Origin of the sequence: Butyricimonas faecihominis (assembly GCF_033096445.1) — a bacterium.
Classification (GTDB): Bacteria; Bacteroidota; Bacteroidia; order Bacteroidales; family Marinifilaceae; genus Butyricimonas; species Butyricimonas faecihominis.
Map to the genome: position 1 here is coordinate 779,068 of NZ_AP028155.1, position 24,633 is coordinate 803,700.

A 24,633-nucleotide genomic window follows, 5' to 3' on the forward strand; every position below is an offset into this window, starting at 1 on the left:
GATTACCAAACGGTTTCTCCCCCCTGTGTAAGGGGGAGTTAGTGGGGGTAGTTGTTTAAAATTGACTTCTTGGACAGCCCCTTTATGACTAATACGTAACCACCGACGTCTGTTTCTTCCCGTCCATCCACACGGTCAGCGGGGCCTTGAAGCGCACGTGGCGGGAGTATTTAAACTCCTCGATAACGTCCTGTTGCCGGAGGATGTCAAAGTTGATGAAGGCATCTGCGGACTGGAAGGGGATAGCGAAGTAACCCACTTTCATGGAGGTGACGTTATGGAAGAAGTGCGAGCCGAGGGAGGCATCCAGCGGGAAGTCGGGAAGTCCTTGCTCCACGATGACTTTGGCATTGGCGATGTCTGACCATTGCACGGGTATCCCGGTGAGCGGGTCGCGTGTACCCCAGCGTCCCGGTCCGATGAGCAAGTACTTATCGCCTTCCCGGGCGATCTGCGAGTTATGACGTTTGATTTCCTCGGCGATTTCTTCGGTGCGTAATCGGTCAAATTTGTCGGGATCGACGTACACGACATCCCGGATATATTGCAATTTTCCGTTCCCCATTCCTTTATCAGCCTTTAACAGCACGTGTGTCGGGTCGATGGACAGGTCGTCGATGTCGATGTTATACTCGTTTTTGATTAGCGGTTTGATCTGCAAGAGGTAGAAGATGGGGGTGCCGCTCTCGAAGTTAACGGAGAATTCGATCTCGACGGGGGAACCCATGGCCTGCGAGAAAATGTTCAGTAGGATTTGCAGGGTAGGTGCCAACGGGAAATAGTCGTACTGGAGTATTTTGGAGAAATCCACGATGCGGGGTCCTTTGACGGAAAAGTCGTAAGTAATCTGGTCGTTCATGAAGTCGTAGACGGAGGCGGTGTATTCCAGCGTACCGTCACGCTCGGCCTCCGAGATGTCATACGCTTTGATAGCAGCATTTTCCCCGTCCCGGTAGAGGTCGTAATCCTGCGCAAGCATATTCACTCCATAGAAGTAACGTTGCGATGCCTTGATTTTGTCCTGCGTGGAGGCCAGTTGCAACTTGGGATAGGCGGGACTGAAACGATGCGTCTTTTCACCACCCACGACGTAGGCTCCCAACCCGATGGCAGTGACGGCGAACCCGTCTTCCGGCTGGATATAGGAGAAGGGGTAAAAGTTGTAGGACTGGGCGACACCACTGATTTCGGGGTAGTATCGTCCGTTATGTTCGTTACCGATGACTTCCTGTATGATGACGGCCATTTTCTCTTCCTCGATCATGTAGTCGATGGCGTTGAAGTATGCCCGGGATTCCGGCGAGTAGATGGAGGCGAAGACGAGCTTGATGGCGTTCTCAACATCCTCCAGCCGACGCTCGAAGTCCGGGTGGTTGTTGGGGAGCAAGTAGGTGGAATAGACCCCGGCAAACGGTTGATTGAGCGAGTCCTCGAAAAGCCCGGAGGAACGCACTGCTAGCGGTTTAGTCATGACCTGAAGGTACTTCCGCAGGTTGTCACGTAACTTCTCGGAGAGGCGTGCGGTGCGGAAGGCCTCCAGAACGTGATCATATTCTTTGTCCTCAAAGATGACGTCGTAGAGGTTGTTGGTCTCTAGGAAGTTGTCGAATTCATCCACGCCGATAACGGCTGTCTTGGGGATAGCCACGCGTAGGTCGGGGATGAGTTTCTTGAGGTAAACATTCTCGATGAAGTTGGAGAGGAACGCCAATCCTCGCCCCTTGCCACCGAGCGATCCGTCGCCGAGCAGGGTGATGTAGCGATTGGAGTTCACGAGTTTCGGGTTGAACTTGATGATGCGTCCCCGTAGTTTCTTGAGTTTCGATGCCTCGAAGACGTTCGCTATGAAACGGCGTATTTCGTCCGGGCTTTTGAAGTAACTGAAACTGTAACGGCGTAGTTTTTTCGCTAGATTGATTTCGGCCCGTGCCATGAGCCACGTGGAGATCCCGTTGCGAATAGCATGGTATTCCAGTGATTCGTCGGGGATGGTCATGAGTTTCTGGCGGAATTCCTCGATATTGTGTGCCCGGTCGATGGCCTTTCCATTGTGGTCCCGGAAGATGAAATCTCCAAAACCGAGTTGGTTTTTGATGAAGTCCTGTATTTCCCGTGCCAGCGTGAGAGAGTTTTTGTTGATGAAATGGGCGTTCACTTCCCGTGCCCGGCGCTCGTTGTTGGCCTCGTGGCTTTGGAGTAGGCAAGGAATCTTGTTGTCAAGTTGCTGCACGTATTTTATGAGACTGACCCCGGCGTCTTCGTCTTCCACGCCGTTGTGGGCGTAGCGGACGTCGGAGATGACACCGATAATGTTGTTGCGATATTTGTTGATGATGCCCACGGCATCCTCGAAGTTACTGACAAGGATCAGTTTCGGGCGCACCCGCATCCGGAGGATCACGCCCATCTCGTCGTTGGAGGGTTCCTCGGCTATGATGGCCTGCGTCTGGCTCATGATCTCGGTGTAGAGTAGGGGCAGGTAGCGGGAATAATACTTTACAGAGTCCTCGACGACGAGGATCACCCGCACGTCGCCCAGCTTGGTATCGGCTTCTAGGTTAATCTTGTCCTCCAAGTATTTGGCCATGGCGAGAAACACTTTCGTGGAACCGTTCCACACGAATACCCGCTCGATGGATTCGCTGATCTCTTTTTCAGAACTCAGCAGGTAAGAGAGGTCCGCGTTATTGTTGACCAGCATGAGTTGGCAGATGTCGGGGTAGAGTTCTTTGATGTGACGGCTGGTGAGGATAGGGGTTTCTTTGTCCAATCCTGCCATGATGATGATCAAGTCGAAATGGCGTTTTTTCAGCTCGTGCAAGGCTCCTTCCTCGTTTGCCACGGAGGTGAAACGGGGAGCTGCGAAAAGGTTCAGTTGGAGATATTCACCGAATATCTTCCCGGAGAATTGTCCTTCCCGTTCGATGGTGTAGGAGTCGTAGTAGTTGGCGATGAGCAGGATTTCTTTTACCTTGAAGGGCATGAGTTCCTGAAATATGTCGCGGTCGCTCTTTTTCCGCTTGTATATTTTGTTCAAGTCTATTTTTTCCATGATGTTTTGTTTTGTACAAAGCTAAAGATTTGTTGGCGGAATGACAAGAGAAAATAAGATAGGATTTACGATTTATGCTTCATGGCCACGATCGTTTAAATTAACGTTCGGTTGAAAATAATAATCAAAAATATAGCCGCATAGCTATATTTTGTAAAAATATTTGTATATTTGACAAATCGTTATATGAAAATCTATCGTCGAGATGACGAAAGCGAAAAACGGGACCCCCGGGATTTCATATTCTCCCGGGGGATTTACAAAAGGAAAGACAATTATATACTTAACCTGAACTTAAGTTTCGCGCTACATATTTTTTTCATGACGAAAAGATGGATTTTTATATATTGATGCGCGATTTTCCGGGTGGCATTAGTCACCCGGCCTTTTTATATTTTTATTGGGAGTAGTTTGTCATGATTCTACTCATGTGTAGAGTCGGAGTACATGGAATTATCCGTGGGAGAAATACACGAATTTATTCCTCCGATTAAAAAGATTTTTATTAACTTGCGACGTTTTATTGTAATGGTAACATTTTGATATGAACAAACGTGCTATGCGATCCGGTTTGATGTTGTGCTTTTCCCGTTGGAACAGGAAAGGGTACGCTATTTTCGCCTCACTGGGACGGAATGTTCGGATCGGGCGGCTGGCTATTCATATTTGCGAAATGTCGTTACAGAAATCTTCGAGGAAGGGCGTGATCGTGATGCTGGCGGAAGTGTTCGAGCGGTTGGAGAGGTTGTTCGAAGGGTACGTGGAGAAGGTGAAACGAGCGGGGTGCGAGTTATTGCCGACTCGTATGGGTATGGAGGATGTCTTCATTAATTCTTATCATAATTTGAAATTTGAAGGTATTCCTGTCCTTGGGCAGGGTACCTTTTTTATTTTTTAACAGGAAACAGAAAATGAAAGAAGAAAATATTATAGAGGAATTAAAGCGAAAGGTGGAAGAGGGAGGACAGGTTACCCGGGAAGAGGCGTTGGTATTGTCACGGGTGGAAGATAAGAAGGCTTTGTACGAGGCGGCCGGGGCTATTCGGGATCGTTTTGCCGGGCGGTATTTTGATACTTGCTCGATCGTGAACGCCCGTTCGGGACGTTGTTCCGAGAATTGTAAGTGGTGTGCGCAGTCGGCCGTGTTCAAAACGCACGTGCAGGAGTACGAGCTGATTGACGAGGAGAGCTGCGTGGAGCTGGCCCGGTTGAATGCCAAGTACGGGGTGAACAAGTTTTCGTTCGTCACGAGCGGGCGTTCCTTGTCGGATAAGAATATTAACAAGTTGTGCGAGTATGCCGTCAAGATCAAGCAGGAGATGAAGATTAACCTTTGCGCTTCCATGGGGTTACTGACGAGAGAGCAATTGAAAAGACTGAAAGATGCGGGTATAACCCGCTATCATTGTAACTTGGAAACGTCCCGCCGTTATTTCTCTACTCTTTGCACGTCCCACACGATGGACGAGAAGATCGAGACGATTCGCCATGCGCTTGAGCTGGGGATGGAAGTGTGTTCCGGGGGTATCATCGGCATGGGCGAGACGATGGAAGATCGCATGGACTTGGCGCTGACGGTACGGGAGTTGGGCGTGAAATCTATCCCGATGAACGTGCTGAACCCGATTCCGGGTACCCCGCTGGAAGGAGCAGCGCCACTTACGGACGAGGAGGTGTTGACGACGGTGGCAGTTTTCCGTTTCATCAATCCCGATGCCTTTTTGCGCTTTGCCGGGGGACGGGCGCTGATCGCTCATATCGAGGAAGATGCCATCCGGGCCGGGATTAACTCGGCTATCGTGGGTGATCTTCTGACCACGATCGGCTCGAAGGTGATAGAGGATATGGAGAAGGTGAAAAGATTAGGCTTTACGACAGAAGATAATCTTTAACTTTTAGTTTTTAACTTATAACTTTTAACTTTATAAAGTGAACACGGCAGAATTATTGAAGTTTGACAGGGAGCATTTGTGGCATCCCTATACGTCAACGGTTAACCCACTTCCGGTTTATCCGGTGAAGAGGGCGGAAGGTGTGTATATTGAACTGGAGGACGGGACGCGTCTGATTGACGGGATGTCCTCGTGGTGGTGCGTGGTACACGGGTATAATCACCCGGTTATTAATGCCGCTATTGAAGAGCAATTAAAGAGTATGTCACATGTCATGTTTGGCGGGCTAACACATCGCCCTGCAGTAGAACTGGCCGAGAAACTGGTGGAACTGGCCCCCGATGGGATTGACAAGGTATTCTATTGTGATTCCGGCTCGGTGGCCGTGGAAGTGGCGATGAAGATGGCCCTACAATATTGGTACGCTGCCGGGAGAGACGATAAACGCCATTTTCTGACGATCACGAAGGGATACCACGGGGATACGTGGAATGCCATGTCCGTGTGTGATCCCGTGACGGGAATGCATAATATATTCCGGGGATCACTGCCCATGCAGTATTTTATTCACCGGCCGGAAACCCGTTACGGGGAGCCTTGCCTACCGGAGCATATTGAAGAACTGAAACAAAGCCTGCGGAATAACCACAACCGTATTGCTGCCGTGATACTGGAACCTATTGTGCAGGGTGCCGGGGGAATGTGGTTTTACTCGGCGGATTACTTGCGGCAGGTGAGTGAGTTATGTAACGATTACGACGTGTTGCTGATTTGTGACGAGATTGCCACGGGGTTTGGGCGCACGGGTAAGATGTGGGGAGTGGATCATGCGGGTATCGTGCCAGACATCATGTGTGTAGGGAAAGCGATTACGGGCGGGTATATGAGTTTTGCTGCCACGATGGCGACGGAGAATGTAGCTACCCAGATTTGTGCGAAAGATCCCGGTGTGTTCATGCACGGTCCGACGTTCATGGGTAACCCGTTGGCTTGTGCCGCGGCAAATGCCTCGCTGGATCTGATCAAGAGTTATGACTTGACGACCATGATCGGGCATATTCAAGACCAGTTGGAAAGAGAGCTTGCCCCGGCTCGGGAATTCCCGAACGTGGCGGACGTGCGGGTGTTGGGCGCTATCGGCGTGGTGGAGATGAAGGAACCCGTGAACATGGGGCTGATCCAAGCCGCTTTCGTGAAAGAGGGCGTGTGGGTGCGTCCGTTCGGTAAGCTGGTGTATGTCATGCCGCCTTTCATCATCCGTGATTGGGAACTGCAAAGGCTGACATCCGCCTTGTTGCACGTGATTTCGTATTTGAAGTAATTGAAAATGCAAGGATTTGTAACCTGTAACTTGCTAACTTGTAACTTTGCCGAAGGCAAAACACTATGAATAAAGAACGATATATTAATAAACTGAACAAGATAAAGGAATCGGGGAATTACCGGGTGCTGCGAGACGTGCAGCATAACGGTTTCCTGATACATTATAATGGACGGGAGATGCTGAATCTCTCGTCGAACGATTATTTGGGGTTGGCGTCGAACCCGGTGTTATACGAGGATTTTCGTAAGGAGACGGACGTGAAATTGTTGTCGTATAGTGCCGTGTCGTCCCGCTTGTTATCGGGGAATCACGAGTATTATAACTTGTTAGAGAATGATTTGAGCGATTTGTACGGGAAGGAGGCCGCCTTGGTGTTAAATTCCGGTTATCATGCAAATATCGGAATATTACCCGCATTAGCAGGGAAACGGGACTTGATCGTGGCAGATAAGCTGGTACACGCCAGTATTATCGACGGCTTGCGGTTGAGTGAGGCCGAGATGTTGCGTTACCATCATTTAGATTACGAGCATTTACGGGAAATCTTGTTTAATCATCGGGAGGAGTACGAGAACGTGTTTATCGTGACGGAGTCAATCTTTAGCATGGATGGTGACGTGGCAGACTTGCAGGAGTTGTGTGATCTGAAGAGGGAATACGATACGTTCCTGTATGTGGATGAGGCGCACGCTGTCGGGGTTCGGGGTACGAACGGGCTGGGATGTTGCGAGGAGCAGGGCTGCATGGATGATATTGATTTTATCGTGGGTACTTTCGGGAAGGCATTTGCATCTTACGGGGCTTTCGTGGTTTGTGACGAGATGTTTCGGGATTTCTTGGTGAACACGCAGCGCAGTTTGATTTTCACCACGGCATTGCCTCCGGTAAACGTGGCATGGACTCGTTTTATCCTTAACCGGATGCCGGATTTTTACTCTTATCGTATGAAACTGACCGGTCTTGCCGAACGACTGCGAGTGACACTGGCAAACCGGGGATTCGAGACCCGGGGAGATTCTCATATCGTGCCTTTCCTGTGTGGGAGTAACGAGAATAGTGTTTATATGTCCGAGTTGTTCCAAGATAATGGTTTTTTTGTGTTGCCTGTGAGATACCCGACCGTGCCGAAGAACGAGGCACGTATCCGGTTCTCGTTGAATGCAGCGATTCCGGAGGAGGATTATGATTGTTTGATGGAGTTTATAGAAATTAGTCTTTAATAATTTTAGATTTCATGATTTTAGATTTTAAATTTCATCCGCACAGGTCTGATCCTCAACTTGAAACTGATAACTCGTCAAAGGCGATCTCATGAAAAGGAAATGGATTACTAAAGAGGGAAACCGGGTGCTCACGTTATTTTTTTGCGGTTGGGGTATGGATGAACATACTGTGCAACACGTGAGGGGTATGGGTGATTTGCTTTTGTTCTACGATTACCGGGATATTTCCGGGGAGGATGCACCGGAGGTTGAGGGGTACGAGAGTGTCCGGGTCGTGGCTTGGTCGATGGGAGTGTGGGCAGCATCGGTGTTGTTGAGTCGTTGGAATATTCCTGTTTCCTGCCGGGTGGCTATCAACGGGACAGAACGCCCGGTGGATGAGCATTATGGGATTCATCCTAAGATATATTTGCTGACCGAACGGGGTATGACCGAACAAGGAAGAGACAAGTTCTTTGCCCGTATGTTTTCCGGGAAGGAAGAAATGGAACGTTTCAAGGAAAACAGGCCTTGCAGGGCTATTGATGAGCAAAGGGACGAATTGCGACTTATCCGGGAGCAGTCGGCACGGGAAATGCCCGAAATGCACTGGGAGCGGGTTTATGTTTCCGAGGGGGATGTTATCTTCCCGGTGGAAAATCAACGAAACTGGTGGGGGAATCGTGTCGAGATTATTACGCTACCGGGGGGACATTACCCGTTTTACGTGTTAGATAATTGGGAAAAGATATGGAAATAAATAAAGAAGAGGTAGAACAGCGTTTTAGGCGGAGTCGGGTCAGTTACAATGACAATGCGCGAGTGCAGAAAATGGTCGTTGATCGGATGGTTCCCATGATTTTGTCATCCGTGGAGCGTGTGCCGGAGAAGATATTGGAGATCGGTTGCGGTACGGGTTTGTTGACCTCGCAACTGCAACGAACTTTTCCGAGTGACGGGTTGTACTTGAATGATCTGGTGGAGGAGTTGTGTTATCACGCGGCGACGGTTAATCATGTGCCGCTGAAGCATTGTTTCCCGGGGGATGTGGAGAAGTTGTTTTTGCCCCTTAGTTTTGATCTGATTGCTTCTGCGTCCACTTTTCAGTGGTTTACGACTCCGGAAGAAACGTTCAAGAAATTGTCCAAGCGATTGGAGCAAAGGGGGGTGTTGGTGTTCAGTACCTTTGGGAAATTTAACTTGCGTGAAATTCGACTGACCACGGGGGGCGGGCTTGATTATCGGAATAAGGAAGAACTGGAAAAGATGCTGAAACCTTACTTTGAAATCGAATTGATAGAGGAAGAATTTCATATGCTTGAATTTGATACCCCGTTAGCGGTACTCCAACATCTGAAAAAGACGGGGGTGAATGTTTCGGGTGATCCGACAATCTGGACGAAAGGACGGGTGGATGCCTTTATCAAGGACTATAACGCCCGCTTTGCCATTGACGGAAAGGTTGCCCTAACTTACCATCCGCTTTATTTTGTGTGTAGGAGGAAATGAAGCTAAAAGTTAAAAGCTAAAAACTAAAAGTGGAGAGTGGAAAGATTCAGTGATTGCCGATTCAATGATTAGGTGATTAAAAAGAGCGTCGCGTAGAGGGTGGGAATCACTAAATCGGAAATCACTAAATCAAGAAATTAGTAGGATCTAAAATTATTAAATCTAAAATCAATAAGGTGGTATATTTTGTAAGTGGAATAGATACAGATGCCGGAAAGTCGGTGGTGACCGGGTTACTGGCTCGCTCTTTGAGAAAGAGAGGGGTAAACGTGATTACCCAGAAGTTTATACAGACGGGATGGGTCGGTATATCAGAGGATATTCTGAAACACCGGGAGATTATGGGAATCGAACCGCAACCCGTGGATAAGGATGGGACGACGTGTCCTTACGTGATGACGTATCCGGCCTCGCCTCATTTGGCGGCGGAGATTGATAAGGTGACGCTGGATATGGAGCGGATTACGGTTTCAACCCGTAAACTGGAAGCTTTGTACGATATGGTGTTGCTGGAGGGAGCCGGGGGACTGTACGTGCCTGTTACTAGGGATTATTTCACGATAGATTATATTCAGGAGTATGATTATCCTTTGATTCTCGTGGCGTCTTCCAAACTGGGAAGTATTAACCACACGCTGATGAGCCTAGAGCTTTGCCGTACGCGGGGAATTAAGGTGGCGTGTCTCGTGTACAATCGTTTCCCGAATGATAGTGAGTGGATCACGAATGACTCGATTACGATATTCAAACATTACTTGGAACAATATTTCCCGTCGACAGCGTTGATTGAGGTTCCCGTGGTACACGGAACCGATTATCCGGACGTGGATGTCAGCGCATTGGAGGGTAGAAGATGAGAAGAGTGGAGCTACTTTCCCCGGCAAAGAATGTTGATGTGGCGATTGCCGCTATCAATAACGGTGCGGATGCCGTGTATATCGGTGGTCCGGCTTTCGGGGCCCGGAAAGCGGTAGGGAACAGTCTGGAGGACATAGAGAAGGCCGTATGCTATGCACATCGGTTTTATTGCCGGGTGTTTGTCACGCTGAACACGATTCTTTATGACGAGGAGTTGCCGGAGGTAGAACGATTGATTCACAGCCTGTACCGGATCGGCGTGGATGCTATTATCGTGCAGGACCCGGCCATATTGAAGTTGGATTTGCCACCGATAGCGTTGCACGCCAGCACACAGATGCATAATTATGATCTGGAGCGTATCAAGTTTCTCGATCGGCTAGGATTCCAACGTATCGTGTTGGCGCGGGAATTGTCACTGGAACAATTACGGGAGATTCGCCGGGAAGTGAAAGCCGAGCTGGAGTATTTCGTTCACGGGGCCTTGTGTGTCAGTTTAAGCGGACAATGCTATATGTCACATTACTTGACGAAACGATCGGCTAACCGGGGCGAGTGTGCCCAAGCCTGCCGGATGCAGTGGACGGTGGAGGATGATGCGGGAAAGGTGGTGCTGAAGGATAAGTATGTGCTTTCGCTGAAGGATTTGAACTTATCGGCTCATTTGTCGGAGTTGGTTGAAGTAGGCATTGATTCTTTCAAGATCGAGGGACGGTTGAAGGAGGCGGATTACGTGGCAAATGTCACGAGTTATTACTCCGGCCGTCTGGATGAAATTGTGGCTCGCAATGAGGATTTGGCACGAGTGGGAGCCGGATACGTGAAGACCGGTTTCGAGGCCGATCCCGAGCGGAGTTTTAACCGGGGATACACGGACTACTTCTTCGTGCAGAGGAAAACGGGTATGGTGAGCATGGATTCCCCGAAGTCGATGGGGAAGAAGGTGGCCATGGTGAAGCAGGTGAAGGGAAATCAGATGTGGGTAGAGTTGTTGGAACCCGTGCATAACGCTGATGGGTTGTGTTACTTTGATGGCCGGGAATTGCGGGGAGTGAAGGTGAATACGGCCGAGGGAAATCGTCTGACTTGTAACGAGAGATTGAACGTGAAACCGGGAACGTTGTTGTACCGGAATTATGACCACGAGTTTGTAACACGTCTTGCTAAAGGGACTTCCGTGCGTAAGATTAAAGTGAAGGTTGACGTGTATGCGGAGGATGCTCGGCTGGTACTGGTGGCCACGGACGAGAATGGGGTTTCCGTGATGATACGGAGTGACGAGACGTTCGAGGTGGCCACGAATCCCGCACAGATGGAACGTGTGGTGGGACAATTGCGGAAGAGCGGGGACACGGAGTACGATTGTTGCGAGGTGGAATATCTCGATGAAACGGTGCTTTTCATTCCTTCTTCCGTGGTGAATGGCTATCGTCGGCAATTGCTGGATACCTTGAGCCGGGAACGGGAGGAGCAACGGGAGAGATGGGTGCAGGAGCCTTTGAACCGGGATGTGAAGTATACTGGGAGTGCCGACTGGCGGCTGAACGTGGTGAACCGTCTTGCAACGGAGTTCTACCGGGAGCATGGCGTGGAGACGGTAGAACCGGGATTCGAGAAGGAAAACAAGCGGGGCGGTCGGGAAGTAATGACTACCCGCTATTGCCTGTTGTTCGAGCTGGGGATGTGTCGTAAGACGGGGAAGGATAAGGTGTTGAAATTTCCGTTGTATCTTTCCAACAATTTGGGACGGTTCCGGCTTGAATTCGATTGTAAGAATTGTTTCATGAAGGTGTTATCTATTTAATTAATGCACTAGTTTCAGCCCGACAACTCCCGTTAGGATCAGGAACACGAAAAGGAGACGGTATATATTCGTCGAGTCATGGAAAAAGAAAATTCCCAATAGCACGGTACCGACTGCACCGATTCCGGTCCAGATGACGTATGCCGTGCCGATGGGGATGCTCTTTTGTGCCAGATAGAGCAGGAATCCGCTCAGCCCCATAGAGACCACGGAAAGGGCGATGAAGTGGTAGAAGTATTTCTCGTGTAATCCGGCAAGTTTAAAGCCGAGGGGCCAACCGATTTCCAATAATCCGGCACATACCAGTAAAATCCATTGCATAGTTGTATTTATTAAGTGTTACGGGACAAAGTTAGGGCGACCGGGAGGGAAAATACTTGATAATTATCAAGAAGTCTGTATATTTGTTTTTACAATAATAATATCTTGTATGATTGATGAAAACGTGTTGGAACGCTTGAAACCCTACCTGACGGAAGTGAGTTACCCGAAAGGGTATGTTTTGTTCAACAACGAGAAGTTGGAGAGAAATATCTACTTTATCAAGCGGGGAATGGCGAGGGCATTTGTCGAGGTTGATGGCCGGGAGGTCACGATCTGGTTCGGACAGGAGGGAGACGTGATTATATCTGCCAGAGGGTACGTGTACGGGGAGAAAGGTTACGAGACTATGGTGCTTTTGGAAGATTCGGAACTCTACCGGGTGAGTGGGAAGGATTTACAGGATTTGTATTGTAACGATATTGTTATTTGTAACTGGGCAAGGCGATTGATTGAGCGGGAATTTGTGAGGACAGAACACCATCTGATTGCCAACCTCTCGGAACCTGCAGCCGATAGGTATATGCAGTTATTGCGGGAAAAACCGGAGATACTGCGTCGGGTGCAGTTGCAGCATATCGCATCTTTCTTGGGGATTTCCTCGGAACATCTGAGCCGGATTCGGGCGATCACTAAAAACAGAACGAAGTAACGAAAAGTTTCACGAACTGAAACTGTCCTGTTTTTTCCGTGTATGATTTTGTCAACCATGAAAGAAAGGCTTGATAAAATGGGAATATATCAGTGATTTTTACTATCTTGCACAAATTTATGTAATTATTGCAAGGAAGTTATGCGAATTATTCAATATATCGGTGTGATTCTTTTCTTTTTCCTCGTGTCCTGCGAGAAAAATGACGTGGAGCCACAGAAGACAAGGACGTTGATGGTTTATTTGGCGGGAGATAATAATCTTTCGGGGCATATGCAGAAGAATATCAGTTCCATGATGTCCGCTTGGAAGAAGAGTTATAATGCGAATATTGTGATTTATTTTGATGCTCCCAATGCCGCACCGGAGCTTTACACGTTCCGATTTAACGGAAAAGAGGTGGAGAAACAAGTGCTAAAAACGTATGAGGAGATGGATTCCGCAGATCCGGAAGTGCTGAAAGAGGTGTTGAACGAGATGCAGGATTTGTACCCGTCGGATTCTTACGGGTTGATTCTCGGTTCACACGCTTCGGGGTGGATTCCTTCTGGTGGGAGCGGTCGGAGTAGTCGGATGTTATATGCCGAACCCGTGCTGACCCGGAGTTTCGGTACGGATTATACCGGACCGAACGAGATGGACACGCGGGATATGGCAAAGGCAATTCCTTTCAACAAGGAGAATCTGGAGTTTATCCTGTTCGATGCTTGTCTGATGTCTTCTATTGAAGTGCTTTATGATTTGCGGGACAAGGCAAAATACGTGATTGCCTCCCCGGCTGAACTTCCGGCACCGGGTTTCCCTTATGCCCGGGTGATGCCTTATTTCTGGGGGAAGGGGACGAATTTGGAAAAGGATTTGGTGAAAGTGTGTGATGAGTTTTGGGATTATTATAACACGTATAATGCCGCTAATCGGTTTGGTACGATTGCCTTGATAAAGATGGACGGGATGGAGCATTTATTTGATCTTACTCGTGAGGTTTTGCAAGGGAAGAAGGATTACGTGGCTGATATATACCAGAAAGCTGTTTATTGTTATCCTATGGTGGAATACTCCAAGCATGACAGGTTTTTTGATTTGGGAGAGTATATGAAGTATATGACCGAGGGGAGAGAAGGACTTTACAAGGAGTATCGTGATTTTTTGGATAATCAGGTCGTGATCTATAAAAATGCAACGAATCCATTTTATTATACGGAGATACCGGAAGAAAAATTTAGCGGGATTGCAACTTACATACCACTCAGTATATGGCCTACCGAGACAAACGCTTATTGGGGATTTTCATGGTCGGGTGTCTATGATGTGGTAACGGAATAGGTGATGTATTCCTAAATCCCGGCTTTTCTTGGGGATATAATGGCTCGTAATTTTATTTTTGAGAATAAATAGTCTCGTTGTTGGTTTATTTGACAGGATATTTGTTCATGTTATTTTTAATTATCGTCTGTTAAAATGGCGGCTATGATCGGGCGATAAGCGGGCGAGTATCGGGCGATGGCGCCTAATTGTCACCTAACAATCGCTCAACTATCAGGTAACGGGGATGGATAACCCCGTGGAAAGGGATGTTAACCCCCTCATTATTGCCAGTGACTTGCAGGTATGTTGTGCCGTACTCTCCTTAATATCTCATGTGTATTTCAAGAGGAGATCAATTAAAAAAATACAGTTCGTGTAGTTAACCTATCGTTAACCTATCGTTGACCTATCGTTAACCTACTAACGAAACTACGGCACAAGTATAGAGAGACACGCCTACATCATAGTTCTTGATTTTCTTCGGCGATCGTGTAAAACAGGGTTGCTCCTGTTTCAATCACTGCGTCCGGGAAGTCATACTGCGGGGAGTGGAGCGGGGCGCAGTTTTCCCCGGAACCCAGACCGAACATGGCTCCTTTATATTGCTGTGTGAATAAGCCGAAGTCTTCGCCCCAGCTGAATGGTGTCTGTAATTCTAAGTATGGTAAATTGTTGCGAATGGCTGCACTTTTTACCAGACTCACGGACTGCGGGTCGTTTTCATTGGCGGAGAACGGTTCCAACCATTCCATCTCGTGTTGCAAGCCGGGAGTACGTTCGCACTCGGTGGCTACCAGATTTTTTAGTTGCTCGGCGTGTTGGTGTAGCAGTTTGTCTGTCTTGGCTCGAAGCGTGGCCCGGATCACGCCGTTTCCAGCCGACACGCCGTATGCTTCTTCCCCGACGTGTATTTCTACTATGGTAGAGAGAAAGTAGTCGTCGGATTGCATATCGGTGTTATTCCAGCGTGATAACTCATCAACAATTGTGAGCATGGCGGGAATAGGGCTGATACCCTTCTGTGGTTCTGCGGCGTGTGAGGTTTTTCCCGTGAGCGTGATGGAAACGCTCACCACGGCACACGTGAAACTACCTTCCTTGCAGAGAACGGCGTGCAACGGGTAGCCCGGTATGTTGTGCAGGGCAAACGTCTTGTCGATCTGGTAATAGTCCAGCACCTTCGTGTCCAGCACGGCTTTTGAGCCAGAGCCGTTCTCTTCTGCCGGTTGGAAAAGGAGCAGTATGCGTCCTTTTGTCAACGGGTGTTCCGATAACATTCGAGCAAACCGGAGCAGTATGGTCGTGTGGCCATCGTGACCGCACTTGTGCGCCACTCCCGGAGTTTGTGAATGGTGGGGTATCTCGTCCGGTTCTTGTACAGCGACGGCATCTATGTCTGCTCGGAACAGGACGGTGGGACCGTCTTCCGAGAAAAAGTATTCTACGAGCAGCCCGTGGCCGCCCACGTGACGGATGATTTTGGTCGGGTTGAATGCTTGTAATTTATCCTCGGCGAAACGGGCCGTCCGAGCTTCGTGTCCCGAGAGTTCGGGGTGTTGGTGTAGCTCACGGCGTATTTGATAAAAAGTATCTTCTTGCATAGCTTTTCAATTTACACCGCGAAGGTAAAATAATTAATTATTCGTGTGGTTACATTTATTTTCTATCTTTACGTCGAATTATAAAAGAATGCAGGCATGAAGTTAAATAAGTCGCAAGGGGATTTGTTGAAAAGGGTGATCGAGCGATGGGAGGCGGACGGCACGATTGACGTGAGTACGGCGGATCGGTTGAAGGAAAGTTACACGGTGCGATCTTTCGAGTGGAAGGAGTTGGCGAAGTATTCGTTCTGGATAGCCATCGTGTGCGGGGTGATTGCCGTGGTGTCAGTGTTGGCGGATCATTTGATCATGGATTTACTTGAAAGATTGTTTCTTTCCTCCTATTCTTTGACCAGCGGCGTGTTTGCCGTGGGAGCGGCCTTGGTGTATTACTGGGGGTGGCGACGACGGAAACGGATGCCTTACAAGGTTTTCAGTAACGAGACAATTCTTTTTTTGGGCGTGTTGCTGACGGCAGTCTCGGTCGGTTACTTGGGGGCGGCCATGGATAACGGGAGCGGGCATTTTTCCTTGCTTTTCCTACTGGCGGCGGTGATTTATGCCGTGCTGGGCTTTTACTTCTCGTCGGTGCAGGTGTGGGTGTTTGCCTTGTTGTCGCTGGGAGCGTGGTACGGGGCCGAGACAGGGTATCTGAGTGACTGGGGCAATCATTTTCTGGGACTGAATTACCCGCAGCGTTACGTGGCTTTCGGGGGATTGCTGGTAGCATGTCGTTTCTTGCTGGCCGGAAAGAAGTGGTTCACGACTTTTGATTACTCTACATACGTGGTGGGAATGCTTTACCTGTTTATCTCGTTGTGGTTCCTTTCTATATTCGGGAATTCGGAAAGCTGGATTCGTTGGTATTCCATGAAACAGGTGGAGTTGTGGGCTTGGAATTTGCTGATCCTTTTCGGTTCGGTAGTGGCTATATTTGTAGGTTTGAAACGGGATGATGCCGTTGCCCGTGGGTTCGGGATCACTTTTTTTCTGTTGGGTATTTACACGTTGTATTTCTCCCTGCTGTGGGATGTCATGCATGCCGGGTTGTTCTTTTTTATACTGGCTGTATCTTTCTGGTTGCTGGGGCGTAAAGCAGAGAAGGTATGGAACTTGGAGTTTCTGCGAGACCCGAAGAAATTGAATGATGATATGAATTAAGTTATGGATACACTGGTAAGTTTAGGATACTGGGGGTTGTTTATCGGTTCTTTTCTGGCGTCAACGATTATCCCGATGAGTGCCGACGTGCTGTTGGTAGGCGTGCTGGCTTTAGGGGGGAACGTGTGGGGATGCTTGGCGATAGCCACGGTGGGTAACTGGCTGGGAGGGTTGACCTCGTACTGGATCGGGTGGCTGGGACGCTGGGACTGGATTGAACGCTGGTTCAAGGTGAAACGAGAGAAGTTGGAGCAACAGAAAGGACACGTGGATCGTTACGGCGTTTGGCTTGCTCTTTTCACGTGGTTGCCGATCGTGGGAGATTTGTTTGCCATTGCCCTCGGATTTTATCGTGTCCGTCCGAAGATGTCCGCTTTCTATATGCTCGTGGGGCGTTTCGCCCGCTTTCTGGTGTGGGTATTGCTGTATATCAAGTACGCTGATCGTTTTATCGAGTGGATCAGTTGATCCGGTGACCGTTACCAGCTACCACTGGAACCACCGCCACCGAATGAACCACCGCCGAATCCACCAAATGACCCGCCACCGCTGCTGAATCCACCGAATCCGCCGCTACTGCCACCGCCCATGGGGAAGATGAAGAACCCGCCGCGACCGGAGGTGTGACCGGGTGAGTAACCTCCGCCGCCCCGTTTTCGGAATATGAGTGACAGGATGATCACGAAAACAATGAACCCGATCACGATGTCAAAAGGACTGCCTTCGTTCTTTTTCTTGTACTCGTCCGCGGTGTATTCTCCTTTTGATAAGTCGATTAGCACGTCAGTGGCTTTGTCAATACCTTTGTAGTAGTTGTCAGCTTGGAAAGCGGGAATGATTTCATTACGGATGATGCGGGAGGCCGTCACGTCCGGAACGACACCTTCCAACCCGTAACCGACGGAAATGGCCACTTCTCCTTTTTCTCTTCCGGATTTGGGTTTAATCAGAATGACGATACCGTTGTCTTTTCCCTTTTGTCCGATACCCCATTTTTCCCCGAGACGGGCAGCATAGTCGTTGATGTCGTACCCGTTGAGTGAAGGTACGGTGACCACGGCGATTTGGGTGGAGGAGTTATTATTGAAGTTTACCAGTTTCTTTTCCAGCGCAGCCCGTTCTTGGGTGCTGAATAATCCCGTGAAGTCATTCACGATGCGTTTCGGGGTCATGGGTTCCGGAATATCCTGAGCATGAACGGAGAGCAGGGTTCCCGCGATGACGGTGAATAATATGAGGAGTTTTTTTATCATTTTGCTATATATTACAAATTAGAAGTTCAGGTTGTTCGTGTAAACCTGTGATGTTCCTTTACTGAAAGGAGATTTCGTCGGGAAGTTCATTCACGTCATCGGTTTGATAGGGGAAGTATACTTTCAATTGTTCACCGGCGGTGATGACGGCTTCGCAGATGCCTTCCGTGATCTTGCCTTCCTTGAATTTTGCAACCATGTTTTTCATGATTGAATCCCAGAAGTCCGCGGGTACTTTGGCATTAATCCCGGCATCTCCAAGGATCGCGGATTTGTGGTCGAGTAAGGCCACGTAGATCAGTACACCGTTTCTTTGCGCCGTTTTGTGCATGTTTAAGTGGGCAAAAACGTCGGCAGCCCGGTCAAGTACGTCTATTTTACTACGGTTTTCGATATGTACCCGGATTTCCCCGGACGTGTCTTTTTCCGCTTGCTTGATAGCGGCTACCATGGCATCTTTTTGTTGTTGGGTAAAAGCTTTTTCGGGAGACATAAGCTGATGATTTTAGATTTTAAATTTTAGATTCCAGTCGCACGAGGCCAACGCTTTTTGATTTTTATCTTTTCAACTACCTCCTCTAACTCCCCCTTACACAGGGGGAGGACATGCTATATTGTAGCATTCTAGCATTCCTTGCATCCATCTCTCCCCCTGTGTAAGGGGGAGTCGGAGGGGGGTGTTTAAAATTTAACTTCCGGAGCTTTTTCTGCACCGGCGGCAGCCTCAAAGTAAGGTTTCGGGAGGAAACCGAACATCCCGGCGATGATGTTTTTGGGGAATGAACGAATGTAGGCGTTATAACCTTTCACTTCCTCGTTGAATTTGCGTCTTTCAACGGCAATTCGGTTTTCTGTTCCTTCCAGTTGGGCTTGCAAGTCACGGAAGTTCTCGTTGGCTTTCAAGTCCGGGTATTGCTCGGAGATCGCCATCAAACGGGAGAGGGCAGAGGAAAGTTCGCCTTGCATATTATTGAATTTCTGGATGGTTTGCTCGTCCAGTTGATCAAAGTTTACTCGCATTTGCGTGGCTTTTGCACGGGCCTCCACGACTTGGGTCAACGTGTTCTGTTCATGCTCCGCGTAGCCTTTCACCGTGTTCACGAGGTTCGGGATCAGGTCCAGACGACGTTGGTATTGATTTTCCACGTTCGACCATTGGGAGGATACATTCTCACTCCGGGTTACCATCTGATTGTAACTTCCTTTGAACCACATGAAGATTCCAATCACGATGACGATAATTACTCCTATTACAATATAACTCTTTTTCATGTTTTGCTTTTATTTTAGTGTTACGAGTACAAATATAATGCTTTATTGATTGTCCTCTGCAGAATGAGGATGTTAAGATTTAAGATTTTAAACTTTTATCCTTTAGTTTTTATCTTTTAGTTTTATTTATCACCCGGTCGTAAATGTAGAGCAACAAGGTAGTGCCTAGCCCGATAGCCAGTATTACCATCCATATGTCGGAGGGGGAATACTCGTTCCATAGTAGGTTGGTTAACTCGTGAGGGGTGAGGTTGACTTGTTGGGCTACATGATCGAAATAGGCGTTATTTGACAAACCGTCCGGTAGCTGGAGGTCTTTTTTTGCAACAAATTGACGAGTGATCATCACTTTATCCGCCATGTTTTGGTAGACTACACCGGAGATAATTCCGGCAAAAACGTTACCAATGAAGACGGGGATAAAGGAGTAGCCCATGTAGAGAGCCTTTTTGTCGTGTGGGGCAATTCGGCCGATATATTCCGTGATTTTCGGAGATCCGGCCATTTCTCCCAGCGAGAAGATCAGTATCGCCACAAGCGTGAACAGCACGTTTTGCGAGAATAGGGTGAGGGCCATTCCGATGGAGCAGACAAGGAATCCCGAAATCATGGATTTAAGGGGTTTCATGCGCATCACGACACTTGACACGATAATCTGGAAAATAATAATGTAGAGGGCATCGAAGTTCGTCACGAATTCAGCATCCATAACTCCCGGAGCCGGACTGTAGTTGGTGCTGATGAAAGGGATATACTTTTCAAAGAAATGGTACAACACGCTCGTGTCTATCCATTGCGAGATAAAGACGGGTAGGGTGAAGAAGAGTTGGTTGTACATGGTCCAGAATCCGGCCACGATGAGCAGGAATACCACGAATTTCAAGTCTTTCACAATACTGAACATATTCCGGAATATATCCCCGAAGGTGCGAGTGAGAGAAGTCTGTTGTACGACTCCCCGGTGGGGTTCCTTGTAGAAAAGAAGTAGCACGAAGTTCAGCGCGATAATACCAGCCGATACATAGAACACGAGGTTGGACGATCCTTTGAACAAAAGGGTGACCATCGGTCCGAAGAAGGCGCCTATGTTAACCATCATGTAGTAGATGCCGAACCCGATGGAGGCTGTTTCATCCGTTGTGGTCTTGGCAATTGTGGCCGAGATGATCGGTTTGAACAGGGCGGCACCCAGAGCCAAGTAAAGGTACATGAGGAATACTCCCGTGAACGTGGAGAACATGGGTAGGAGGACGAAGGCGGACGTGTAGATCACGAAAGCGAGGGCCAGTACTTTTTTATAACCGTAGCGATCAGCTATGGCCCCGGTCAAGACGGGCAGGAAGTAGAGTATTCCCGTTCCCACACCCATCAGGATTCCTTTTTGACTTTGCGTGAATTCCAGACCACCCATGTCGGATGATCCCGTAAGGTAATTGGCAAAAAGCATGAAGAAACCATACCATGCCCAGCGTTCAAATAATTCAATAGTATTAGCCACCCAAAAGGTGCGGGGAAATTTACGAAACACGCCCATCTTTTACGTTTTTAGTGATTGATTGGCAAATATAACGAATTCGACAGATGAAAGGAAGTAAACGTTCTTTTTTCTGAGAAATAAGCTATTGAGATAAGGGTTTTTGCAATTATTCCAAGAAATATGGTGTAAACTGAATTATATTAACTATCTTTGTGCCGTGAAACATTGTGAGTTCATTTTGATCTTTATCTTCTTTGTATTTTCCGGACATATTCCGTTCGGCTCTTTCCATCGTTGAATTGACCTTTGTAAGCTTTCTTTGTTCAGACAGTTTCTTTGCCCGAGTAGGTTTATATGTACGAACCGAAAATGGCTGGAGGCAATTTTAAACGTAACAATTATTTATTATGACATTTAGAGAATTAGAAATTGCAGAGCCTATTTTAAAGGCTATCTGTGAAAAAGGATATGAAAAGCCCACCCCGATACAAGAGAAGGGTATACCTGTGGCTCTTGGTGGTGGCGATATGCTGGGAATTGCCCAGACCGGAACCGGTAAGACAGCGACGTTCGCTATACCGATCCTGCAACATTTACTGGCTGATCGTTCGGAGGAAAAAAGTTCGGAAACACGAGGCAATAAAGGACGTCTCGTGAAAAGACGGGCAATTAAGGCTTTAATCTTAACGCCAACCCGTGAATTGGCTATCCAGATCGGAGAGAATATCACGGATTACGGGAAGTACACGGGGATTAGGCACGCAATTATATTCGGCGGAGTGAAACAAGGACCGCAGACGGATCTGTTGCAGGCAGGAGTAGATATTCTTGTTGCCACACCGGGACGTTTGCTCGATTTGATCCGGCAGGGATACGTGAATCTTTCATCAATTACGCATTTTGTTCTGGATGAGGCTGACAGGATGCTGGATATGGGATTTATTGCGGATATACGACGTTTGTTACCCATGCTGCCGACAAAGCGGCAGACGCTGTTTTTCTCGGCAACGATGCCTAAGGATATAGTGAATTTGTCGAGAAGTATTCTTTCAAACCCGACGAGGGTGGAGGTAACCCCGGTTTCTTCTGCCGTTGACACGGTGGAACAATGTGTCTATTTCGTGGAGAAACCGGAAAAGAAGAAACTTCTTGTTTCCTTGTTGAAACAAGAGAAAAAGTCGGTGCTTGTTTTTTCACGTACCAAGCATGGGGCAGATAATATATCCCGCTTGTTGAAGAAGTCCGGCATCAAGAGTGAGGCGATTCACGGGGATAAATCACAAGGACAACGCCAGCGAGCTCTGTCGAACTTTAAGGCAGGAGCTATCCGGGTGATGGTAGCCACTGACATTGCAGCTCGAGGAATTGATATTCAGGAGTTGGAGATTGTCATAAATTATGATCTGCCTGATGTGGCTGAAACATACGTACATCGTATCGGGCGCACCGGGCGTGCGGGACATTTCGGTACAGCGGTGACGTTTTGTTCGGAAGAGGAACAGTCTAAGATTCGGGAAATCCAAGTTCTAACTGGCAAGAAAATCAATCGGTTGTCTTTTCAAGCATGATGACTGAACGTATATAAAAAAGAACGATCTGTGATGCAGATCGTTCTTTTTTTATATAGAAATAATAGCTTATTTCACTAGATTCATGGTGTCCGTCGCGATAACCAATTCTTCGTCCGTGGTGATGCTCATCACGATTACTTTGGAATCGGTGGTAGACAGTACTTTGTCTTGTCCGCGAACGCCTTTATTGGCGGCAACATCAAAGTGAATACCCATGTATTCCATGTTGGTACATACTTGTTCACGTACTTCACTGTCATTTTCCCCGATACCCCCGGTGAAGACGATCAAATCCGCTCCGTTTAGGGCGGCAGCATAGCTACCCACGTATTTTTTCACGTCGTAAGCAAGAATATCAAGGGCGAGGCGAGCCTTGTCGTTTCCGGATTCAGCTGCAGCCTGTAAGTCACGACAATCGGAAGAAACTTCAGATACTCCTTGCAATCCTGATTTCTTATTTACTAGGTCGTTTGCCTGTGCTGCGTTTAAACCTTCTTTCTCGCAGATATACAATAATGCTCCCAAGTCAAGGTCTCCCGTACGGGTTCCCATGATCACACCAGCATTGGGAGTGAAACCCATGGAGGTGTCAACGGATTTACCTTTGTTGATGGCGGTTATGGATGAACCATTACCCAAGTGGCAAGTGATGATTTTTTTCTCCTCAATATTCCATCCCAGTATTTTACATGCTTTTTCAGCCACGAACTTGTGAGAGGTTCCGTGGAATCCGTAACGACGGATACGATAATCCTCGTAGTATTTGTATGGGAGCCCGTAGATATATGCTTCTTTCGGAAGAGTTTGGTGGAATGACGTGTCGAATACTGCTACTTGTGGTACGCCCGGTAACAGTTTCTCCATGGTCTCGATTCCTTTCAAGTTTGCGGGGTTATGAAGTGGGGCTAACTCGCAGCAAGCGGCGATCTTTTTCTTGGCATCCTCGTCAACACGGGCGCTCTTAGCAAAGAATTCACCTCCATGAGCTACGCGGTGTCCCACGGCATTAATGTCCGTCAAGGCCTTGATTACCCCATGTTTCGGGTCAACCAGAGCTTTCAAGATCAGATCGATCCCGGCTGTATGGTCCGCGATAGGTTCTTCTACCACGTATTTATCTTTTCCTTCCGGTTTGTGAGTGAAACTTCCCACGGGTAAACCGATCTTTTCCACCAATCCTTTAGCGAGTAACGTCGGTTCTCCTGCCATGTCAAGCAATTGATATTTAATAGAGGAGCTACCGCAGTTTAAAACTAATACGTTCATTATAATTTAATTTGAAAATGGTAATACTTGTTGAGTCTATAAAAGTCTATTTTGCCGCTGCCTGATTTACCGTGATGGCAACAAGGTTCACGATGTCGCTTACGGAACAACCTCTTGACAGGTCGTTAATCGGGGCTGCCATTCCTTGGAGGACGGGACCCACCGCTTCAATTCCTGCAATACGTTGCACGAGTTTATAGCTGATGTTTCCAACTTCAAGACTCGGGAATATCAACACGTTAGCTTTACCGGCCACGGGACTGCCCGGGGCTTTGCTGGCACCTACCGATGCCACGAGGGCCGCGTCAGCTTGCATTTCACCGTCGATCATCACGTCGGGAGCCATTTGTTTGGCGAGTTCCGTTGCTTTCACTACTTTGTCAACCAGTTCGTTTTTAGCTGATCCTTTGGTGGAGAAACTTAACATGGCAACTCTCGGTTCGATTTTAGCGATAGCTCTGGCTGTTCCGGCAGTAGCCACGGCGATCTGGGCCAATTCTTCCGCGGTCGGATTAGGCAGTACGGCACAGTCGGCACATACGATTAGGCCGTTTTCTCCATATTCCGGTTTGTTGGTTAATAACAAGAATGCTCCTGATACAACAGACATACCCGGTAAGGTTTTCACGATCTGTAACGCGGGACGTAACACGTCTCCGGTAGCATTTTTTGCCCCGGCAACTTCACCATCGGCATCCCCGCTCTTAATCATCAAAGTGGCAAGGTATAGCGGGTCAAGAACGAGTTTCAAAGCTTGTTCTTTTGTCATACCTTTACTCTTGCGAAGTTCAACCAAAAGGTCTGCATACGCTTCTTTCTTCTCGTGATTTTCGGGATCGATGATTGTGGCTTTACCGATATTTTTCAATTCGAATTTCTCGGCCAACGCTTTAATTTCAGCCGGATTACCGATCAAGATGATTTGAGCAATACCTTCAGCTATCAAGATGTCGGCTGCTTTCAACGTACGTTCTTCTGTTCCTTCCGGAAGTACAATCCGTTTGTTGCACTTCTTCGCATTTTCTTTGATTTGTTCAAGGAGATTCATGATATTTTTATTTTAAATATATAGTTACTCGCAATCGTTAGCGCGAAAGTAGAAATAAATAATCA

22 protein-coding genes are annotated in these 24,633 nt (G+C 47.9%); 13 read left to right on the forward strand and 9 right to left on the reverse strand.

The genetic code is table 11. The features are described 5' to 3' along the window. Nucleotides 1–88 precede the first annotated feature (88 nt). Nucleotides 89–3,052 carry a PEP/pyruvate-binding domain-containing protein gene (locus R8806_RS03215; RefSeq protein ID WP_124316299.1) on the reverse strand — a complete coding sequence of 988 codons (2,964 nt, stop codon included), beginning with the start codon at nt 3,050–3,052 and terminating at the stop codon, nt 89–91. 544 nt (nt 3,053–3,596) lie between these two features. Here R8806_RS03215 and R8806_RS03220 point away from each other — a divergent pair. The 8 genes from R8806_RS03220 (at nt 3,597) to R8806_RS03255 (ending at nt 11,641) form a co-directional block, all read left to right on the forward strand. Next, a complete protein-coding gene (locus tag R8806_RS03220) occupies nt 3,597–3,950 on the forward strand; it encodes a hypothetical protein (protein WP_124316657.1) in 354 nt (117 codons plus the stop codon). A 13-nt stretch (nt 3,951–3,963) separates the two neighbouring features. Then, on the forward strand, nt 3,964–4,944 hold the full coding sequence (bioB, locus tag R8806_RS03225; protein WP_221230288.1) for a biotin synthase BioB: 981 nt from the start codon (nt 3,964–3,966) through the stop codon (nt 4,942–4,944). A 37-nt stretch (nt 4,945–4,981) separates the two neighbouring features. Further along, the gene (bioA, locus tag R8806_RS03230; RefSeq protein WP_124316656.1) at nt 4,982–6,265 is read left to right on the forward strand and encodes an adenosylmethionine--8-amino-7-oxononanoate transaminase; all 1,284 of its coding nucleotides are present in this window, start codon (nt 4,982–4,984) and stop codon (nt 6,263–6,265) included. A 65-nt stretch (nt 6,266–6,330) separates the two neighbouring features. Further along, nucleotides 6,331–7,488, forward strand: a complete 1,158-nt coding sequence (locus R8806_RS03235; protein WP_124316655.1) for an aminotransferase class I/II-fold pyridoxal phosphate-dependent enzyme — start codon at nt 6,331–6,333, stop codon at nt 7,486–7,488. Nucleotides 7,489–7,579: 91 nt separating this feature from the next. Continuing rightward, on the forward strand, nt 7,580–8,230 hold the full coding sequence (locus R8806_RS03240; RefSeq protein WP_124316654.1) for a DUF452 family protein: 651 nt from the start codon (nt 7,580–7,582) through the stop codon (nt 8,228–8,230). Next, nucleotides 8,221–8,979: a malonyl-ACP O-methyltransferase BioC gene (bioC, locus tag R8806_RS03245; protein WP_124316653.1), complete on the forward strand. Its 759-nt coding sequence runs from the start codon at nt 8,221–8,223 to the stop codon at nt 8,977–8,979. The genes R8806_RS03240 and bioC overlap by 10 nt, the downstream gene beginning before the upstream one ends. A 167-nt stretch (nt 8,980–9,146) precedes the next feature. Further along, nucleotides 9,147–9,836, forward strand: a complete 690-nt coding sequence (gene bioD / locus R8806_RS03250) for a dethiobiotin synthase (RefSeq protein WP_124316652.1) — start codon at nt 9,147–9,149, stop codon at nt 9,834–9,836. Next, nucleotides 9,833–11,641 (forward strand): peptidase U32 family protein, encoded by a 1,809-nt coding sequence (locus tag R8806_RS03255; protein WP_124316651.1) that lies wholly within the window; start codon nt 9,833–9,835, stop codon nt 11,639–11,641. The genes bioD and R8806_RS03255 overlap by 4 nt, the downstream gene beginning before the upstream one ends. Here R8806_RS03255 and R8806_RS03260 read toward each other — a convergent pair whose 3' ends face one another. Continuing rightward, complete coding sequence (locus R8806_RS03260; RefSeq protein WP_087420125.1) at nt 11,642–11,962, reverse strand: DMT family transporter; 321 nt, start codon at nt 11,960–11,962, stop codon at nt 11,642–11,644. It abuts the gene before it with no gap. A gap of 109 nt (nt 11,963–12,071) precedes the next feature. On the opposite strand from R8806_RS03260, the gene R8806_RS03265 reads away from it, so the two are divergent. Both R8806_RS03265 and R8806_RS03270 read left to right on the forward strand, forming a co-directional pair. Beyond that, entirely contained in the window at nt 12,072–12,614 is a 543-nt protein-coding gene (locus tag R8806_RS03265; protein WP_124316650.1) for a Crp/Fnr family transcriptional regulator, read from the forward strand. A 141-nt stretch (nt 12,615–12,755) separates the two neighbouring features. Beyond that, the gene (locus tag R8806_RS03270) at nt 12,756–13,937 is read left to right on the forward strand and encodes a clostripain-related cysteine peptidase (protein ID WP_124316649.1); all 1,182 of its coding nucleotides are present in this window, start codon (nt 12,756–12,758) and stop codon (nt 13,935–13,937) included. A 443-nt stretch (nt 13,938–14,380) separates the two neighbouring features. On the opposite strand, the gene R8806_RS03275 is transcribed toward R8806_RS03270, so the two are convergent. Continuing rightward, entirely contained in the window at nt 14,381–15,520 is a 1,140-nt protein-coding gene (locus R8806_RS03275) for a M20 metallopeptidase family protein (RefSeq protein WP_124316648.1), read from the reverse strand. A 96-nt stretch (nt 15,521–15,616) separates the two neighbouring features. On the opposite strand from R8806_RS03275, the gene R8806_RS03280 reads away from it, so the two are divergent. Then, on the forward strand, nt 15,617–16,681 hold the full coding sequence (locus R8806_RS03280; protein WP_124316647.1) for a DUF2157 domain-containing protein: 1,065 nt from the start codon (nt 15,617–15,619) through the stop codon (nt 16,679–16,681). A gap of 3 nt (nt 16,682–16,684) precedes the next feature. Then, entirely contained in the window at nt 16,685–17,149 is a 465-nt protein-coding gene (locus R8806_RS03285; protein WP_124316646.1) for a YqaA family protein, read from the forward strand. 11 nt (nt 17,150–17,160) lie between these two features. Here R8806_RS03285 and R8806_RS03290 read toward each other — a convergent pair whose 3' ends face one another. The 4 genes from R8806_RS03290 to R8806_RS03305 all read right to left on the reverse strand — a co-directional run bounded on the left by R8806_RS03290 (nt 17,161) and on the right by R8806_RS03305 (nt 20,740). After that, the gene (locus R8806_RS03290) at nt 17,161–17,934 is read right to left on the reverse strand and encodes a TPM domain-containing protein (protein WP_124316645.1); all 774 of its coding nucleotides are present in this window, start codon (nt 17,932–17,934) and stop codon (nt 17,161–17,163) included. 58 nt (nt 17,935–17,992) lie between these two features. Beyond that, nucleotides 17,993–18,427, reverse strand: coding sequence for a TPM domain-containing protein (locus R8806_RS03295; RefSeq protein ID WP_124317869.1), 435 nt, complete (start codon nt 18,425–18,427; stop codon nt 17,993–17,995). A gap of 188 nt (nt 18,428–18,615) precedes the next feature. Continuing rightward, nucleotides 18,616–19,206, reverse strand: coding sequence for a LemA family protein (locus tag R8806_RS03300; protein ID WP_087420133.1), 591 nt, complete (start codon nt 19,204–19,206; stop codon nt 18,616–18,618). A gap of 109 nt (nt 19,207–19,315) precedes the next feature. Further along, nucleotides 19,316–20,740, reverse strand: coding sequence for an MFS transporter (locus tag R8806_RS03305; RefSeq protein WP_124317868.1), 1,425 nt, complete (start codon nt 20,738–20,740; stop codon nt 19,316–19,318). Between the two features lie 350 nt (nt 20,741–21,090). Between R8806_RS03305 and R8806_RS03310 the strand changes: the two genes are divergently transcribed. After that, the gene (locus R8806_RS03310; RefSeq protein WP_124317867.1) at nt 21,091–22,251 is read left to right on the forward strand and encodes a DEAD/DEAH box helicase; all 1,161 of its coding nucleotides are present in this window, start codon (nt 21,091–21,093) and stop codon (nt 22,249–22,251) included. A gap of 69 nt (nt 22,252–22,320) precedes the next feature. On the opposite strand, the gene R8806_RS03315 is transcribed toward R8806_RS03310, so the two are convergent. Then, a complete protein-coding gene (locus R8806_RS03315; RefSeq protein ID WP_124317866.1) occupies nt 22,321–23,520 on the reverse strand; it encodes an acetate/propionate family kinase in 1,200 nt (399 codons plus the stop codon). 46 nt (nt 23,521–23,566) lie between these two features. Then, entirely contained in the window at nt 23,567–24,568 is a 1,002-nt protein-coding gene (gene pta / locus R8806_RS03320) for a phosphate acetyltransferase (protein WP_087420137.1), read from the reverse strand. Nucleotides 24,569–24,633 lie beyond the last annotated feature (65 nt).

Bases quoted from the DNA above. Each gene is read 5' to 3' on its own strand.
- R8806_RS03215 (WP_124316299.1), bottom strand. From the start codon at position 3,052: ATGGAAAAAATAGACTTGAACAAAATATACAAGCGGAAAAAGAGCGAC.
- R8806_RS03220 (WP_124316657.1), top strand. From the start codon at position 3,597: ATGAACAAACGTGCTATGCGATCCGGTTTGATGTTGTGCTTTTCCCGT.
- bioB (WP_221230288.1), top strand. From the start codon at position 3,964: ATGAAAGAAGAAAATATTATAGAGGAATTAAAGCGAAAGGTGGAAGAG.
- R8806_RS03235 (WP_124316655.1), top strand. From the start codon at position 6,331: ATGAATAAAGAACGATATATTAATAAACTGAACAAGATAAAGGAATCG.
- R8806_RS03240 (WP_124316654.1), top strand. From the start codon at position 7,580: ATGAAAAGGAAATGGATTACTAAAGAGGGAAACCGGGTGCTCACGTTA.
- bioC (WP_124316653.1), top strand. From the start codon at position 8,221: ATGGAAATAAATAAAGAAGAGGTAGAACAGCGTTTTAGGCGGAGTCGG.
- R8806_RS03255 (WP_124316651.1), top strand. From the start codon at position 9,833: ATGAGAAGAGTGGAGCTACTTTCCCCGGCAAAGAATGTTGATGTGGCG.
- R8806_RS03260 (WP_087420125.1), bottom strand. From the start codon at position 11,962: ATGCAATGGATTTTACTGGTATGTGCCGGATTATTGGAAATCGGTTGG.
- R8806_RS03265 (WP_124316650.1), top strand. From the start codon at position 12,072: ATGATTGATGAAAACGTGTTGGAACGCTTGAAACCCTACCTGACGGAA.
- R8806_RS03270 (WP_124316649.1), top strand. From the start codon at position 12,756: ATGCGAATTATTCAATATATCGGTGTGATTCTTTTCTTTTTCCTCGTG.
- R8806_RS03275 (WP_124316648.1), bottom strand. From the start codon at position 15,520: ATGCAAGAAGATACTTTTTATCAAATACGCCGTGAGCTACACCAACAC.
- R8806_RS03280 (WP_124316647.1), top strand. From the start codon at position 15,617: ATGAAGTTAAATAAGTCGCAAGGGGATTTGTTGAAAAGGGTGATCGAG.
- R8806_RS03285 (WP_124316646.1), top strand. From the start codon at position 16,685: ATGGATACACTGGTAAGTTTAGGATACTGGGGGTTGTTTATCGGTTCT.
- R8806_RS03290 (WP_124316645.1), bottom strand. From the start codon at position 17,934: ATGATAAAAAAACTCCTCATATTATTCACCGTCATCGCGGGAACCCTG.
- R8806_RS03295 (WP_124317869.1), bottom strand. From the start codon at position 18,427: ATGTCTCCCGAAAAAGCTTTTACCCAACAACAAAAAGATGCCATGGTA.
- R8806_RS03300 (WP_087420133.1), bottom strand. From the start codon at position 19,206: ATGAAAAAGAGTTATATTGTAATAGGAGTAATTATCGTCATCGTGATT.
- R8806_RS03305 (WP_124317868.1), bottom strand. From the start codon at position 20,740: ATGGGCGTGTTTCGTAAATTTCCCCGCACCTTTTGGGTGGCTAATACT.
- R8806_RS03310 (WP_124317867.1), top strand. From the start codon at position 21,091: ATGACATTTAGAGAATTAGAAATTGCAGAGCCTATTTTAAAGGCTATC.
- R8806_RS03315 (WP_124317866.1), bottom strand. From the start codon at position 23,520: ATGAACGTATTAGTTTTAAACTGCGGTAGCTCCTCTATTAAATATCAA.
- pta (WP_087420137.1), bottom strand. From the start codon at position 24,568: ATGAATCTCCTTGAACAAATCAAAGAAAATGCGAAGAAGTGCAACAAA.